At 70.9% G+C, this 14041-nt stretch carries 14 protein-coding genes; 4 read left to right on the forward strand and 10 right to left on the reverse strand.

The window, feature by feature from the left end:
- Positions 1 to 3 precede the first annotated feature (3 nt).
- Positions 4 to 381: a thioredoxin gene (gene trxA / locus OV427_RS25625; protein WP_267858793.1), complete on the forward strand. Its 378-nt coding sequence runs from the start codon at positions 4 to 6 to the stop codon at positions 379 to 381.
- A gap of 64 nt (positions 382 to 445) precedes the next feature.
- Here the strand turns inward: trxA and OV427_RS25630 are convergent, their stop codons facing one another.
- On the reverse strand, positions 446 to 1036 hold the full coding sequence (locus OV427_RS25630; protein WP_267858794.1) for a DUF2378 family protein: 591 nt from the start codon (positions 1034 to 1036) through the stop codon (positions 446 to 448).
- 196 nt (positions 1037 to 1232) lie between these two features.
- Between OV427_RS25630 and OV427_RS25635 the strand changes: the two genes are divergently transcribed.
- Complete coding sequence (locus OV427_RS25635; RefSeq protein ID WP_267858795.1) at positions 1233 to 2489, forward strand: hybrid sensor histidine kinase/response regulator; 1257 nt, start codon at positions 1233 to 1235, stop codon at positions 2487 to 2489.
- 6 nt (positions 2490 to 2495) lie between these two features.
- Here the strand turns inward: OV427_RS25635 and OV427_RS25640 are convergent, their stop codons facing one another.
- Together OV427_RS25640 and OV427_RS25645 are read right to left on the reverse strand one after the other, a co-directional pair.
- On the reverse strand, positions 2496 to 2780 hold the full coding sequence (locus OV427_RS25640; RefSeq protein ID WP_267858796.1) for a type II toxin-antitoxin system RelE family toxin: 285 nt from the start codon (positions 2778 to 2780) through the stop codon (positions 2496 to 2498).
- A 132-nt stretch (positions 2781 to 2912) separates the two neighbouring features.
- On the reverse strand, positions 2913 to 3800 hold the full coding sequence (locus OV427_RS25645) for a hypothetical protein (RefSeq protein ID WP_267858797.1): 888 nt from the start codon (positions 3798 to 3800) through the stop codon (positions 2913 to 2915).
- 141 nt (positions 3801 to 3941) lie between these two features.
- On the opposite strand from OV427_RS25645, the gene OV427_RS25650 reads away from it, so the two are divergent.
- Both OV427_RS25650 and OV427_RS25655 read left to right on the forward strand, forming a co-directional pair.
- Complete coding sequence (locus OV427_RS25650) at positions 3942 to 6476, forward strand: TonB family protein (protein WP_267858798.1); 2535 nt, start codon at positions 3942 to 3944, stop codon at positions 6474 to 6476.
- Positions 6473 to 7297 carry a hypothetical protein gene (locus OV427_RS25655; protein WP_267858799.1) on the forward strand — a complete coding sequence of 275 codons (825 nt, stop codon included), beginning with the start codon at positions 6473 to 6475 and terminating at the stop codon, positions 7295 to 7297. Before OV427_RS25650 ends, OV427_RS25655 begins: the two co-directional genes overlap by 4 nt.
- 118 nt (positions 7298 to 7415) lie before the next feature.
- On the opposite strand, the gene OV427_RS25660 is transcribed toward OV427_RS25655, so the two are convergent.
- The 7 genes from OV427_RS25660 to OV427_RS25690 form a co-directional block, all read right to left on the reverse strand.
- Positions 7416 to 8186, reverse strand: a complete 771-nt coding sequence (locus tag OV427_RS25660) for a hypothetical protein (protein WP_267858800.1) — start codon at positions 8184 to 8186, stop codon at positions 7416 to 7418.
- Between the two features lie 68 nt (positions 8187 to 8254).
- Positions 8255 to 8584, reverse strand: coding sequence for a c-type cytochrome (locus tag OV427_RS25665; protein WP_267858801.1), 330 nt, complete (start codon positions 8582 to 8584; stop codon positions 8255 to 8257).
- Positions 8581 to 10059 (reverse strand): PQQ-dependent sugar dehydrogenase, encoded by a 1479-nt coding sequence (locus tag OV427_RS25670; RefSeq protein WP_267858802.1) that lies wholly within the window; start codon positions 10057 to 10059, stop codon positions 8581 to 8583. The genes OV427_RS25665 and OV427_RS25670 overlap by 4 nt, the downstream gene beginning before the upstream one ends.
- Before the next feature lie 332 nt (positions 10060 to 10391).
- Positions 10392 to 11630: an Ig-like domain-containing protein gene (locus tag OV427_RS25675; RefSeq protein ID WP_267858803.1), complete on the reverse strand. Its 1239-nt coding sequence runs from the start codon at positions 11628 to 11630 to the stop codon at positions 10392 to 10394.
- 232 nt (positions 11631 to 11862) lie between these two features.
- Positions 11863 to 12561, reverse strand: a complete 699-nt coding sequence (locus tag OV427_RS25680; protein WP_267858804.1) for a hypothetical protein — start codon at positions 12559 to 12561, stop codon at positions 11863 to 11865.
- A gap of 109 nt (positions 12562 to 12670) precedes the next feature.
- A complete protein-coding gene (locus OV427_RS25685; RefSeq protein WP_267858805.1) occupies positions 12671 to 13330 on the reverse strand; it encodes a hypothetical protein in 660 nt (219 codons plus the stop codon).
- Between the two features lie 16 nt (positions 13331 to 13346).
- The gene (locus OV427_RS25690) at positions 13347 to 13949 is read right to left on the reverse strand and encodes a hypothetical protein (RefSeq protein WP_267858806.1); all 603 of its coding nucleotides are present in this window, start codon (positions 13947 to 13949) and stop codon (positions 13347 to 13349) included.
- Positions 13950 to 14041 lie beyond the last annotated feature (92 nt).

Consider the following 14041-nt stretch of genomic DNA (forward strand, 5'->3'; position numbering starts at 1 on the left):
GTCATGGCGGCGGTGGAAATCACGAAGGACAACTTCAAGGAGACGGTGTCGAAGGAAGGCATCGTCGTCCTCGACTGGTGGGCGGCGTGGTGCGGCCCGTGTCGGGCCTTCGCGCCCACGTTCGAAGCGGCCTCCGGCAAGCACCCGGACATCGTCTTCGGGAAGATTGATACGGACGCCCAGCCGGAGCTGTCCGGCGCGTTCGAGATTCGCTCCATCCCCACGCTGATGGTCTTCCGCGACGGCATCCTCCTGTTCGAGCAGCCCGGAGCGCTTCCGGCCGCCGCGCTGGAGGACCTCGTCAAACAGGTGCGTGCGCTCGACATGGAGCAGGTGAAGAAGGAAGTCGAAGCGCGCCGCAACGAGCCGCCCCAGGCCTGACGCGGGGTGGACTTCGACGTGGGCGGGGCTCCCCTCGGGGAGCCCCGGCCGGCGGCGTGGCGGGCTACCAGCTCACGAGCAGCGTGAAGGACGAATAGGGCGGCTCGCCGGACTCCAGCTCCACCCGGAAGGTGAGCTGGGGGTTGCCCTTGAGCAGCCCGCTGAGCGCCATGCCGCGGCTCCACGCGGGACCGAAGAACTCGTCCCGGAAGATGAGCCGGGCCGAGCGGTCCGAGACGCGCTCGTACTCGCGCTCGCCGAAGGTGGAGGTGGCGCCGGCCATGCCCTGCGTCACGGACAGGCCCTCGTTCGGGTCCTTGCCGGCGACGGAGAGCACCATCTCCCCCACGGGCGCGGAGAAGATGAGGTTGGCCGCGTGGAAGGACAGCTTCTCCACCGCGTCCGAGTACGTCAGGCCCGTGGCCACCAGTGCGGTGGCGCCCTCGTGGAGCAGCTGGAGGTACTCGCTCACGGGGCGGAACGCCGGGGCGCCCCGGGAGGAGGTGGCGCGCGGAGGCGGGCTCCCTTCCCCATCCAGGGGCTTCCCCGTCAGCTCGGCGATGCTCTGCCGGAGGCTCTGGAGGAAGAGGTCCAGCACGGTGTGCTCGGGCTTGCACAGGGCGATGCGGGCTTGGAGGAGCTCTGGAGCGTCCATACCTCCTATCTACCCCAGTGCGCGCTCGTCAGGGGAGCGGGGAGGGGGGCAGGAGGGGATGCGCCGGCAGGGGGAACTCGCCCCGGGCATGGCGTGTTGGACAAAGAGCGCTTCATGGCGGGCTGGCCCTCGGGGGCCTGCTCCGCTGCCCGCTCCCCTCCCACGACGCGGCGTTGCCCCGCAGACGGATTGAAAGGTGTCTTCCTCGCTCTCCCATCTCCCCGCCGTCCCTCCCAGCTCTCCCGCCGACGAGCTCGAGCCGCCCCGCGCGCGCATCCTCCTGGTGGACGACGTCCCCGCCAACCTGCTGGCCTTGAAGGCCATATTGGAGTCGCTGGGACAGGAGCTGGTGACGGTCCGCTCGGGAGAGGAGGCTCTGAGGGAGCTGCTGCGCGGCGACTTCGCCTGCATCCTGATGGACGTGCAGATGCCGGGGCTGGACGGCCTGGAGACGGCCCGCCTCATCCGCGCCCGCGAGCGGACGCGGCACGTGCCTCTCCTCTTCATCACCGCGCTCAGCCGCGAGGCGGCGTACATCGCCCGGGGCTATGCCCAGGGCGCGGTGGACTACCTGCTCAAGCCGGTGGACCCTGACATCCTGCGCGCCAAGGTGCAGGTGTTCGTGGACCTGTACCTGCGCGGCGAAGAAGTGAAGCGCCAGGCGCTGGAGCTGGCGGAGCAGCGGCGCGCGGCGGAGGAGCTGCAGCGCGCGGCGGTGCTGGGACAGCAGTTGGTGGGCGTCGTCGGCCACGACATCCGCACGCCCCTGTCCGTCATCCTCACCACGGCGAAGGCCCAGCTCGACTCCCAGGCGCTGCCCGCCGCGCAGCGCAAGGCCTTCGAGCGCGTGGCGCGGGGCGGTGAGCGCGTCCAGCAGATTGTCGACCTGCTGCTGGACTTCACGCGCACCCGCCTGGGCGGCGGCATTCCCGTCGTCCCCCAGGCCGGAGACCTGAACGACCTGTGCATCCGGGTGGTGGACGAGCTGCACGTGACGCGGCCGGGCCGGGTCATCCAGTGCGACTTCGCGCGCGACAGCCTGCACGGCGCGTGGGATTTGGAGCGCATGGCGCAGGTGGTGTCCAACCTGCTGGACAACGCGCTGAAGTACAGCCCGGAGGGGACGCCGGTGCGCCTGTCCACCTGGGAGACGGGCGAGGGCGTCTACCTGGAGGTCCACAACGCGGGTTCGCCCATTCCCCCCAAGCTGCTGCCGCACCTGTTCCAGCCCTTCCGCCGGGGCGAGGGCTCCTCCGAGGCCACGGCCCGCGAGAGCCTGGGCCTGGGCCTCTACATCGCGCAGAGCATCGTCCAGGCGCACCGGGGCACGCTCGGCGTGCGCTCCACGGAAGGGGAGGGCACGGCGTTCCGCGTCTGCCTGCCCCGCCACCTGGACGCCCGCCAGCCCGCTCCCTGTGAAGCGTCGCCGGAAGCAATGCCGATGACCGCCTGACGCCGGCTACCGGGACGAGCCTCCCTGCTGGACGTCCACCTGTACGAGGCGCTGGACGGTGAGCGCCCGCAGGTTGGCGTCGACGGAGAAGAAGATGAGGGCCGCGCCCACGTTCGCGACGAAGCCGTCGTCCTCGCGCTGCAGCCGCGCCAGCAGTTGCTCGGGCGAGCCCTGCTCCAGCGCCGCGGCGAGGTTCTCCAGGTGCGTCTCGATGTGGAGTCGCACGTCCTCCGGGAGTCGCTTGAGCTGGAACTCCGCGGATTGGGAGATGAAGATGCGGCCGGGGTGCATGTCGGGGGACTCGGTGAAGGGACCGTTCCAGACTGTGTATCCCGGGACGCAGCGGCCAGTCGCCAACAGTTCGGTGCGGTGGACGATTGTTCATCCCGCTACACCCCGTGCACCCGGGGCGACCCTCGCTCCTCACCTCGCGACGGTGCAGACGCCTCCGCCGTTGAGGTGGGCCTGGTCGACGATGCTCCGGGTGATGAACTCCTGGAGCGTCCTCACGTCATACGCGCCCGGGAGGTAGACGACGGGCTGCCCGCCCGAATCCCTCAGCTCCCGGCCCTCGCTGTCACGCAGGTCCGTGAGTTGCTGTGAGGCGAGGCCCTCGGGAGTGATGACGCCGTCCGCCCCGGCGGTGGCGGCGATGGCGTCGAAGCGCAGCCGCACGCCTTTGTGGGTGCCCAGCCGGTCATAGAACATGTGCTCGGCGTGGATGGTGACCTCGGCTTCGGCCACGGAGGCCTCGGGCACGATGATGCCCCGGGTGCCGTCCACACCGTTGATGCAGTCCCGCATGCGCGCATCCACGGGGAAGCCCATCCGGAAGGTGAGCACGCCCACGCCGGCCTTCACCGCGCGCCCCTCCACGAAGTAGCTGAAGCCGCGCTCGCGCATCATCGCCGCGTCCTCAGCGGACACCTGCCCGTCCGCCAGTTCGGTGCCGTCCCGGGGCGGGCTCAGCCGGAAGCCCACGTCCCAGCGGCCCGCGGGCAGGCCCTTCAGTTCCGCCAGGGGCACGTCGCCCTTCTGCACGTCCACCAGCACGTGTCGCTTGCTCGTGTGCACCTCTCCGGCGGCGGAGGTGAGGGTGAAGTCCCCCAGCGACACGAGGTAGCGGGTGAACTGGATGGACCAGCCGTCCTCGAAGAGGGTGTCCGGCAGGCCGCGCTGGGTGCCGTCTCCTCCGCTCATCGTCACCTTCACGTCGCCCGTGGCCACGTTGTCGCAGGCCGCGCCCGCGAGCGCCCAGGCCACCAGCACCGCGCACCCCACCGTCCGGGATTTCCATTGTCGTGCGTTCATGTTTCGTGGATGTAAATGCAACTATGTTGCAAGTCAATCCGGGGCTGGGGTATCTGGGCATGGAGGTGCCCCGGACTTCTGGCCCGCCCGTTGGGTGGGTGGAGTCCGGGGGCCCGTGCCATCTGGAGCGAGGTCCTCACCGTGTGGATTCCGACGCTGGTGCTCTGCGTGCTGAGCGCCACGGCCGACGTGCCCGTGACGCCGCCCGTGCCCCTGGAGGCGGCACCCCCGGTGCTGCCGGCGGGAGTGCCTCCTCCCGAGGTTCCCGCCACGGTGCTCCTGCGAGTCACCATCGATACGGCTGGAGAGGTATCCCATGTGGAGGTGCGGCAGTCGGCGGGCGTGGCGTTCGACCGGGCGGCGATGGACGCCGCCGTGCGCTGGCGGTTCCAGCCGGCGCGACGGGGCGAGGAGCGGATTGAAGTGCGGGCCGATGTGCCCGTCACCTTCGTGCCTCCAGTGCACGGGCATCACCTGGAGCCCGTGGACGGGGAGGAGGAGGCTGCGCGGGAGCCGGCGCTCGTGGACGGTGGAGGCGTACCGACCGACCCGGACGCGCCGCCTCCCGTGGCCGCCGCCGACGCTCCCGCCTTCTCCACCACCGTGCGCGGCACGGCGAGCGCGCCGCCGCCCGTCGCGGTGGGGGACCTCTACATTCCCGTGGGGCAGCTCGCGGACGTGCCGCGTCACTCGGCGGCGGACCTGATGCTGCTGGCTCCCGGCGTCATGCTCGCCAATCACGGCGGCGAGGGCCACGCGGAGACCCTCTTCATCCGGGGCTTCGACGCGGGCGAGGGCAAGGACGTGGAGCTTCGACTCAACGGCGTGCCCCTCAACGAGGTCTCCCACGCTCACGGACACGGCTACGCGGACACGTACTTCATCATCCCGGAGTTGGTCGAAGCCCTGCGCGTCACCGAAGGCCCCTTCGACCCGTCTCAAGGCGACTTCGGCGTGGCGGGCACGGTGGAGTACCAGCTCGGCCTGGAGCGCCGGGGCCTCACCGCCTCCGTTGCCTACGGCAGCTTCGCCTCGCGCCGGCTGGCGCTGGTGTGGGGCCCGCCCGAGTCGAACAGCGCCACCTTCGTGGGGCTGCTGCTGCGCCAGGGCCACGGCTTCGGCCCCAACCGCGCGCACGCCAGCGCGGGCGCCATGGCCCAGGTGGAGCTGCGCCTGGGCGACGAGACGCGGCTGCGCCTGTTCGGCACCAGCTACGGCATGCGCTTCTCCTCGGCGGGCGTGGTGCGGGAGACGGACGTGGTGGACGCGCGGCTTCCCTGCGCGTCCGATGCGGAATCACAGTTCTTCTGCCTCTACGACGCCAACCAGGGCGGCGCGGGCCAGCGCCACATCCTCTCCGCCGAGCTGTCGTCCCGCCTGAAGCGCGGAGGACGCTTCGTGCAGCAGGGCTACGTCGTCCTCCGGCAGACGCGCATCCGCGACAACTTCACCGGCTTCCTGCAGGACACGCCGCCCGGAGAGGAGGCCCAGCGCGGAGACAACACCGAGGGCTACTACCAGGGCTCCACCGTGGGCCTGCGCGGACGCTACACGCCGGGACTCACGCTGCTCGGACACCCCCGACCGCTGGAGCTGGGCTACGAGGCCCGCTTCGACGACGTGCACACGCGCTCGCGGCGCCTGCGGGACAGCGGCGGCGCGCCCTACACCACGCGCTTCGACAACCGGGTGCGCACCACCCAACTGGCGGCCCATGCCTCGCTGCGGGCCGCACCGCTGTCCTGGCTCACCCTGCGCGGCGGCGTGCGGCTGGACACCTTCCTCTTCGGCGTGGACGACGAGAACCGGCCCGCCGTGGACCGGGGCGGCACGCGCATCCCCGAGGAGTCGCTGGAGGCCTACGGCTTCTTCGCCAGCCCGCGTGGCACCGCCGAGGTGCGGCTGTCTCCGCGGCTGAGCTGGCTCACCAGCGTGGGCCTGGGCGCGCGCTCCAGCGACGCGGCCGCCCTGTCCGACGCGGAGCTGGCGCCGTATGCGCGAGTCACGTCCGCGGAGACGGGGCTGGGGTGGCGACTGGAGGGCGAGGAGCGGCCCTACGCACTGGAGGCGCGCGGCGCCGTCTTCGCCACGCGCGTGTCGCAGGACTTCGTCTTCGACGAGAAGGCCGGCCGCAACCAGCCCATCGGCGCGTCGCAGCGACTGGGCGCCTTTGTCTCCGCGCGGGGGACGTGGCGGGAGCGGGTGGACGTGCAGGCCTCGCTCGCCTGGGCCCGCGCGACGCTGCCGGTGCCGGGCGCCTCCGCGTGGAAGGTCTGGGACGGCACGGTGATGCCGTACATCCCCCAGCTCCTGGGCCGGCTGGACGCGTCCGTGCGAGGCACCGCCACGGTGGTGGGGGAGCAGTTGGGGTGGAACGTGGCGGTGGGGCACAGCGCCGTCGGCCCCCGGCCGCTCCCGCTGGACCGCTTCAGCGACTCCGTCTTCCTCTTCGACGTGGCCACGCGCGCCAGGTGGAAGGACTTCGAGGTGGGGCTCGCCGTGGAGAATCTGCTCGACACGCGCTGGAGGGAGACCGAGTTCAACTACGTCTCCAACTTCCGCGGCCCGGATGCGCCCGCGTCGCTGCTGGCCACGCGGCACTTCTCCGCGGGCGCGCCGCGCACCTTCACGGGCACCTTCACGTTGTACCTGGACCTCCAGGAGGACACGCCATGACGTCCCCGCTGCGCACCACGCGGCGCGCCTTCACGCTGATGCTGGGCACGGCCTTGTCGGGAGGCGTCGCCGCCTGCGGCCTGTCCGGCACCGGAGGCCGTGGCATCACCTTCCGCATGGGCCTGCGCACCGCGCTCGCGTCCGGTGAGACGGTGCCCGGTGAATTCACCACCGACACCGGCTGGCGTGTGCGGCTGTCCTCGGGGCGGATGGTGCTGGGCCCCATCTACCTCTTCGAGAATGCGTCACCCCTCCAGGCCAGCCGGCTGCGCCGCCTGGGAGAGTGGCTGCTGCCCTCCGCGCGGGCACACGAGGGGGACTTCTTCTCCGGAGGCCGGGTGCTGGGTGAGTGGGACCGCGAGGTGGTGTTCGACCTGCTGGCGGACGGTGGTGAGGCGCGGGTGCTGGGGCGCTCGCCGGGCATCGCCGGGCTCGCGCGCTCCTTCTCGCTGTTGCTCCAGCCTCCGTCGAAGGCGCTGGGCGCCGAGGGCGCGGTGCTGAACGGGCGCTCGGTGCTGCTGGAGGGCACGGCCTTTCGCCAGGAGCAGCGCGTGCCCTTCCGTGTCGCGCTGGACTTCCCTCCGCCGCTGGAGCTGCAGCGCGTGGACTTCGTGCCCATCGAAGCGGAGCTGGATGACGAGGGGCTCTTCGTCGTGGAGGTGCAGCCGCACCGCTGGTTCGAGGGCGCGCACTTCGACCGGCTCGAGGCGCCGCCCGGAGGGGGCCCCGTGGAGCTGACTCCGGAGACGCAGGTGCACCGCGCCCTGTCCGTCAACCTGCGCCGCTACACGGCGTTCGCCGGGACGTGGGCGCCGGCGTGAGGCGCTCACGTCCTCCGTGACTTCTTCGTCCTCCTCCAGCTTCAGCGCTGACGACTCGTTGCGTGGCGGAGGCGGGTTCAGCTCATCCTGGTCGTGGGAGTGCGGACTTCGTGTCCGCCTACCACGGGGCGCAGCCACTGGAGTTGTCCAGGAGGGTCTTTTCGCGCACCTGAGGGGTCAGCTTCTCGTTCTCGATGAGGTACTTCACCCGGACCTGGTTGACGTCTGGTCCGGCCGGGCAGTTGGAGCTGAAGGTGAGGTAGGTGACCGTCGGCCCCGCTCCGTCGAGGGAGGTGCTGAACCCCGGCTCGCTCGTGAAGTCATCCGTGGCGGGGTGTCCGTGGCGCTCGTCCGAGCCGAGCATGCGTCCATCCGGTGCTCGGAGCGTCACGCGCAGGCTCTGCTCGACGGACTGGCCCGGGCCTTCCTTCTTCTCGAAGCTCTCCAGCAGCACGGCCGTCAGCGTGCCCTCCTTCTTCTTCCACGACTTCGACTGGACGACGCGCCATGCAGGCCCGAGCTGGGGACATGCCAGCGGCTCCGCCCACGTCACGTCGCGCGCGTACGCCGCGGACTCGAAGGCCTTGAGTGTCTCCAGCACCTTCGGCCCCGCCGCCGGCTCACAGGCTCCGAGCACCACCACCACGAAGCCCGGCTTGAGTCCCGGTACGCTGGCGCTCGGGACGATGCGTGGGTAGCCCTCGGCCACCTTCAGCGTCCCGTTCCATTCGTTCTGCTTCGCGCGCTCCTGCCACCTGCCCAGGGACGCCTCGGCCTCGGCCGTGTCCTTGCCTCCACCCCAGATGATGAGCTGGGCCGGCCGGGGCTCCGCACCCGCCACGCCTGTCCACGCCAGTGCGACAGCCACCACGAACCCTCTCGTCTTCATGCAGTCCCCTCGTTGTTCCGACGGTCCGGAATCCTACGCGGGATGGCCCTCTCCGACAGGAGGGCGACTCAGTCTTTCTCCTCTTGCAGCTCGTTCAGGAACGCGACGATGGCGTCCACCTGCGCGTCGCTGAGCATCTCGTCGGTGAAGGCGGGCATGGCGCCCACGCCCCGGCGAATCTGCGTGCGCATGGCCACGGACGGCAGGGGCTTGTTGTTGAGGCTCGGCCCCAGGCCGCCGGCGCCGCCCGGGTGGCACATGTTGCAGTTGCGCATGAAGAGGACGCGGCCCTCCTGCTGCTGCGCATTGAACTGGCGCGGCGTGCCGAAGGCGGGACCCCGGCGCGCCGGGCCGCAGGCCGCCACCAGCGCCAGCACGGCGAGCATGGCGGTCCTCATGGCTTCGCCTCCGGCGCCGCGCGGGTGATGCGCCACAGCACGCCTGTCTTCTCGAAGGGGTGGATGACGCCCTTCGCCTTCACCAGCATCACTCCGAAGTCGACGATGTAGAGGGCCCGGCCGCTCGGGTCGAAGTGCGCGTCGATGGGGCGCTCCAGGCCGCCCTTCCCGAGCCGGGTGGCGGGGCCGCCGCTGCCTTCGTCCTTGTTGGCGACGAAGTCCTCGATGACGCCGTTGGACACGTCCACGCGCACCACCTTGAAGCCGACGGGCGCCAGCGTCTCGCCCGTGTCCGGGGACTGGTCTCCGAACTGCGCGACGAAGGCCTCGCCCACGTGGCCGAACTCCGTGCTGCGCGAGAAGTCCAGGTGGTTGGAGGACGAGTGCACGCCGAACAGCGCCACCGGCCGGGGCGGCGTACCCGGGGCCTCCTGGAGGACGCGCCTGGGCACGTCGCCGCCGGGCACCTTGAACCACTCCTGGTCCACCGGCTTGCCGCCCGCGAAGTCCGGGAAGCCGTACCATGCGCCCTGCTCCACCTCCCAGAGGTAGTCCGCCACGCCGAACAGCGGCCGGCTGCCGCGCACGTCGTACCCGTTCTCCGTGACGTACAGCCGGCCGTTGGGCGCGAAGGCGAGGCCGAACGGATTGCGGAAGCCCCACGCCACCAGTTCCGGGTCGGTGGAGCCGGGGACGAGGCGGAACACGGCGCCGCTGCACGGCATGGCGCCCTTGATGACCTGGCCCGGCCGCGTCTCCGTGCCGAAGGGGACGAAGGCGCCCGTGCTCACGCGCCCCGTGTTCGGCGCGAGCGGGTTGTCGCTGGGGTAGTTGACGCCCGCGAGGGTGATGTCGCGGCAGGGCAGGTCATGGAACGCCGGGTTGCGCTCCAGCCAGCCGAGGCTCGCGTTGTCCGGGCCCACCACGCCCGAATTCGTCGCGGTGCCCACGCTGAAGTAGAGCGCGCCGTCCGGCCCCACGGCGGGGCCGTTGGCGTGGTGGTCCCCGAGGCCAGGCAGGTTGGACACGAGCGGCGTGGTACGGCCGTCCGGGGTGATGCGGACGATGCGGCCTCCGCCCTGCACGCCGCCTTCGGCCACGTAGAAGGCGCCCTGGTGCCAGGCGACGCCCGTCCAGGGGGGATGGTCCCCCCGGGCGACCTCCGTGAGGCGACCGTCCTTCTCCACGCGCACCAGACGGGACTGGGCGAAGGCCTCGCCGTAGCTGTAGCCGGACTCGGTGACGTAGGGCGTGCCGTCCCCGTCGAAGGCGACGCCGGTGGGGTAGGTGAGGCCGGTGGCGACGACCTCGACGCGGTAGCCCTCCGGGACTGCCACGTCCGCCGGATTCACCCGCCGGGGCGGTCTGAACTCCGTCGAGCCGCCGCCTCCGCCCGCGAAGAGATGGAAGCAGCCGGGGAGCAGTAGCAGCGCGCACGCCGCCAGGAGCGGACGCGCGAGGGGGAGGAGTCGCATACGCGGCGGGGGGCCTCGGGTGGGAGGACGTAAGGGCCCGACGCTAGGAGTCGCATCCTCGCGCGTACAACGCGGGTCGGAGATGACGGTTGCCTGCGAGACAGACGCCTGTCCGACGTGGGGTGCTCTTGTGCGGCTTGCACGGATGCAGTGCCCCGGCGGCCGACGGCGGCGGAAGGAAGCGTCATTCCGCGAGTCCTTCGCCTGGAGCGGGGGGCGGAAGGAAGCGTCATTCCGCGAGTCCTCCGCCCGGAGGGGGCGGAAGGAAGCGTCATTCCGCGAGTCCTCCGCCCGAAGCGGGGGCGGAGCGCCGGGTGCTCCCACGTGCCGAATCAATACCGCTCGAAGACGAAGGTGAGCGTCTCGTGCTCCGTCGGCCCGAAGGTGAGCCTCAGGAAGCGGTCTCCCGAGGGCGCGGAGAACTTCAGCACGTGGGTGATGGCGGGAAGGCACACCGGGGCGGCGGGCTCTAGCGTGGAGACCACGAGCGCCTCGCCCTCGGTCGTGTCGTGCACCGCCACGGGGACGGACTGGCTCAGGTAGAGCGCCACCGTCTGGTCCCGGTCGGGGTCCGTCACCACCTCCGTGTAGCCCCGGAAGGAAGTCCCAGTTGACGGCAGCGTCAGGCCGTAGAAGGTGTGGCCCGTGTCCGTCGCCGGGTAGAAGCTCGTGGGCGCACTGCCCGCGGTGACGGCCTGGGGCGGGTTGAGCAGTGCATGGGTGCATGCGTGCTCGACGTTGGCGTCCCGCCGGCCGGTGGTGAAGTCCAGCTTCCCGTCTCCGAGCCCGGCGTGAGTCGTGTCCACTGGCTGGCCCGTGGCGCTTCGCAGCGTCGTGACGTCCAGCGTGTATCGATTCTCCTGCTCCAGCGGCGGCAGGTCCGACTCCGGGCGGGGAATGGCCACCGTCAGCGTGAGGCCATCCGAGGACCAGGTGCCCATCAACATGCGCGGTGCATTGGCCGGCGTTGTCACATCCCGCAGCGTCACCTGGGTCGTCGAAGCGTCCATCGGCTCGTTGAAGGTGAGCGTGAGTACCTTGCGCAGCGCGAGGTTGGTGGCGTCGGCCTTGTGGAGCTCCACGGGCAGGACGCCGGCGGCCCCCTCGGCGGGCTGGGACGCGGTGACGTGTGGCCGGGCGGCGGCCATCCCGTGCACGGTGAAGTGGAAGGTGAGCGGGGCCGCGAGCCGGTTGCCGGCCACGTCCTCGAAGTCCGCCTCCACGGTGACCTGGACCCGCGCGCCTGCGGAGAAGGGCTCGGCGGGGTGCACCATGAAGGCGCGTCCCTCCTCCTTCCAGTGACTCATGCCGAGCGTCCGCTGCGCTCCGTCCACGGCGATGCGCACGGTGCCCCGGTCTGACTTCATGGGCTCGCCGAAGCGCACGGTGATGGCGGAGTCGGCGGACACGTGGGCCTCGTCCGAGGCGGGCGTGGTGCCCGTCACGGTGGGTGTCGTCGTGTCGCCCGCATCCATGATGTCTGGAGGACCTGGCGTGTCGTCGGAGTCGCAGCCTGTCAGGGCGAGCGCGGCGCAGGTGGCGAGCAGGGCGGTGGCATGGGCGAGACGCATCGGTATTTCCTCCAGGGAACGCTGGCCGAGGCCGCCAGCAGGGAGCGGGAGCAGCAGTGCCGAGGTGTCCCCGTGCGAGGCGCGCTCCAGCGGTGAGCGCCTGAAGGAGGCGCGCAAGTACCGGACCGCTCTCATGTGAAAGGACGCTCAGCGGTGAGCGCGAGCAGGGAAGGTTCACAGCGGTGCCGGAGCGCCCATGCATGGAAGGGCGCTCCGGCGGACGTGCGCGCGGCTAGCAGTTGAAGAGGGTCGGGTCGTTGTCGTTGCAGTCGAAGCGACGGTTCACGTAGCCGGACGGCGGCTCGCATGCGGTGAGGACGGAGTTGGTGCTGGTGCCGTAGGTGTCGCCGTCCGCGTCGCGGTACCAGCGGACGCGGTTGTCATCCAGGTACTCCGGCACCACGCGCACCTGGTTCCCGGTGACGGGGCCCAGGGCCAGGATGTACGTGCTTCCCACCGTCAGGTCGTACGTCACCACCTGCGACAGCCCGCAGCCGGAGGTGATGCTCTCGCTGAGTCCCGGCGTCACGGTGGTGCCGCCCGAGGTCAGCAGGGTGAAGGTCGCCGAGGGCGACAGGTAGAACGCGACGGACTCCGTGGTGTCACCCGCCGTGGTCGCCGAGGGGACATACGTCACCGAGCCCTCCGCGCCCGCAGGCAGCGTCACGGTGTAGTGCTTGTGCTTCGTGCTGATGGCCGGAGCGCTGGTGGTGCGCGTGGCGCTTGCCGTCACGTTCACGTTGTCTGCGCCGTTGCCGTAGTGCACGCAGGCGTGGTCCGTCATGTTGGTGTCGTCCACCGACGTGCAGCCGGCGGGCAGCTCCTGCTCCTGCTGCCCGGGGGCCTCCAGGTCGGCCTCTTCCACCGGGCCGCAGGCCGCCAGCGACAGGCCCAGCAGCGCACTCCAGAGATTCCGCTTCATCCGATTCATGTGGGGTTCCTTTCGACGTGGTTTGGGTAACTCAGTTGCAATAAAAGCCCGGTCGTTTCCATGGGTCCGCGGGCGCGGTGGCCGTCACGGAGGAGGAAGGAGGGCGGGGCTAGGGGAGGTGCTCAATCACCAGGCCCAGCTCGGGCAGGGCGGTGGGACCGAGGGTGAGCGTGTACTGGACGCGGTCCGTCAGCTCGTAGCCAACCATGTGCTTCAGGCCGTCACAGTGGTTGTCGGTGGGCCGGGTGCCCGCCGGCGTCACGGTGGCCTGGATGGCGGTCTCCACCAGCGACACGGGGACGTCCGGCGTGCCGAGGTAGATGACGAAGTTGCCAGTGGCGAAGGCCTTGTAGCTGAAGGTGCCCACGTACTGGCCGCCTTCCGGACGCAGCTTCACCGTGTAGTACGTGTGGAAGTCGTCCACGCGGGGCACGCGGGTGGTGGAGGCGGTGACGGTGACGTAGGGCCCGTTGGAGACATGCCAGCAGGCATGCTCGCCGTTGTCTCCGAAGCTGAAGCCCTCGCTGGGGACGTAGTCGGGGTCCGGCTCGCACGCGAGGCCCTCGGCCGTGGCCCGGTAGCCCCGGTTGCAATGACACCAGTCCCCGCCAGGCTCCCGGTGGATGTGGCCATCGGGCGCGCAGGGGTCCGTGGCCGCGGGAGTGTCGTCGGGCGGAGGGTCGATGAGGGGCGGGGGCTCGGCGCCACCACAGGCGCAGAGCGCCATGGCACACGCGGCCAGGGCGAGGACGCGGAGGGAAGGGGACATGGCGTGCCGGGCCCGACTACTCCTCGGAGTGGTCGTGGGCGGCTTCCTCGATGACGAGGGTGAACTCGGAGTTGCGCTCCGCGATGGCCAGGAACTGGAGGTGGTACTCCGTCCCGCCCTCGAGGTCCGCGACGATGGCGGTCTTCAGGGCGCCGCACACGCTGGTGGGTACGCTGTAGCGGCACTCGCGCGCCACCTCGGCGCCGGTGGCGGCGTCGTAGATGCGCACGCCGCGGTGGCGCGACAGGAGGAAGGCGAACTCGCCGGACTCGTCGGGGATGAAGCCGACGCGGCCGCCCCAGCCGCAGAAGCCCGTGGCGGGCAGGGTGATGTTGTAGCCGGTGTGCGGGAGGCTCACGTCCACCAGCACGGGGGCGCCCAGGGCGGCGGCCGTGACGGATTCGAAGGGACCAAGCTCCGCATGGACGCAGGCGTGCTCGGCCACCTCGCCCAGCTCCACCGCGTCGCACGAGGCGAGCAGCCCCTGTTCCTCCGACGTCAGGGTGGCTTCCCAGTCCTGCTCGGCGGCGGGCTCTCCGGTGGGAGCGCCGCAGGCGGTGAACAGCGCCGCCGCGCCGGCGGTGAGCAGGGACTTCTCGAACAACTGCCAGGTCTTCATGGGTGGGTTCCTCGTTGGGACTGCTGGGGGACTGCCGCTGCGACAGGCGTGCGATGGCACGCGCGCAATATGTATCTCGGATGTATATGCAA

It is taken from the genome of Pyxidicoccus sp. MSG2 (genome assembly GCF_026626705.1).
Classification (GTDB): Bacteria; Myxococcota; Myxococcia; order Myxococcales; family Myxococcaceae; genus Myxococcus.

What these genes read in the sequence shown, in the direction of transcription:
- OV427_RS25655 (WP_267858799.1), top strand. Translation starts at nt 6,473, where the DNA reads ATGACGTCCCCGCTGCGCACCACGCGGCGCGCCTTCACGCTGATGCTG.
- OV427_RS25670 (WP_267858802.1), bottom strand. Translation starts at nt 10,059, where the DNA reads ATGCGACTCCTCCCCCTCGCGCGTCCGCTCCTGGCGGCGTGCGCGCTG.
- OV427_RS25685 (WP_267858805.1), bottom strand. Translation starts at nt 13,330, where the DNA reads ATGTCCCCTTCCCTCCGCGTCCTCGCCCTGGCCGCGTGTGCCATGGCG.
- OV427_RS25690 (WP_267858806.1), bottom strand. Translation starts at nt 13,949, where the DNA reads ATGAAGACCTGGCAGTTGTTCGAGAAGTCCCTGCTCACCGCCGGCGCG.
- OV427_RS25680 (WP_267858804.1), bottom strand. Translation starts at nt 12,561, where the DNA reads ATGAATCGGATGAAGCGGAATCTCTGGAGTGCGCTGCTGGGCCTGTCG.
- OV427_RS25660 (WP_267858800.1), bottom strand. Translation starts at nt 8,186, where the DNA reads ATGAAGACGAGAGGGTTCGTGGTGGCTGTCGCACTGGCGTGGACAGGC.
- OV427_RS25645 (WP_267858797.1), bottom strand. Translation starts at nt 3,800, where the DNA reads ATGAACGCACGACAATGGAAATCCCGGACGGTGGGGTGCGCGGTGCTG.
- OV427_RS25675 (WP_267858803.1), bottom strand. Translation starts at nt 11,630, where the DNA reads ATGCGTCTCGCCCATGCCACCGCCCTGCTCGCCACCTGCGCCGCGCTC.
- OV427_RS25640 (WP_267858796.1), bottom strand. Translation starts at nt 2,780, where the DNA reads ATGCACCCCGGCCGCATCTTCATCTCCCAATCCGCGGAGTTCCAGCTC.
- OV427_RS25630 (WP_267858794.1), bottom strand. Translation starts at nt 1,036, where the DNA reads ATGGACGCTCCAGAGCTCCTCCAAGCCCGCATCGCCCTGTGCAAGCCC.
- OV427_RS25665 (WP_267858801.1), bottom strand. Translation starts at nt 8,584, where the DNA reads ATGAGGACCGCCATGCTCGCCGTGCTGGCGCTGGTGGCGGCCTGCGGC.
- trxA (WP_267858793.1), top strand. Translation starts at nt 4, where the DNA reads ATGGCGGCGGTGGAAATCACGAAGGACAACTTCAAGGAGACGGTGTCG.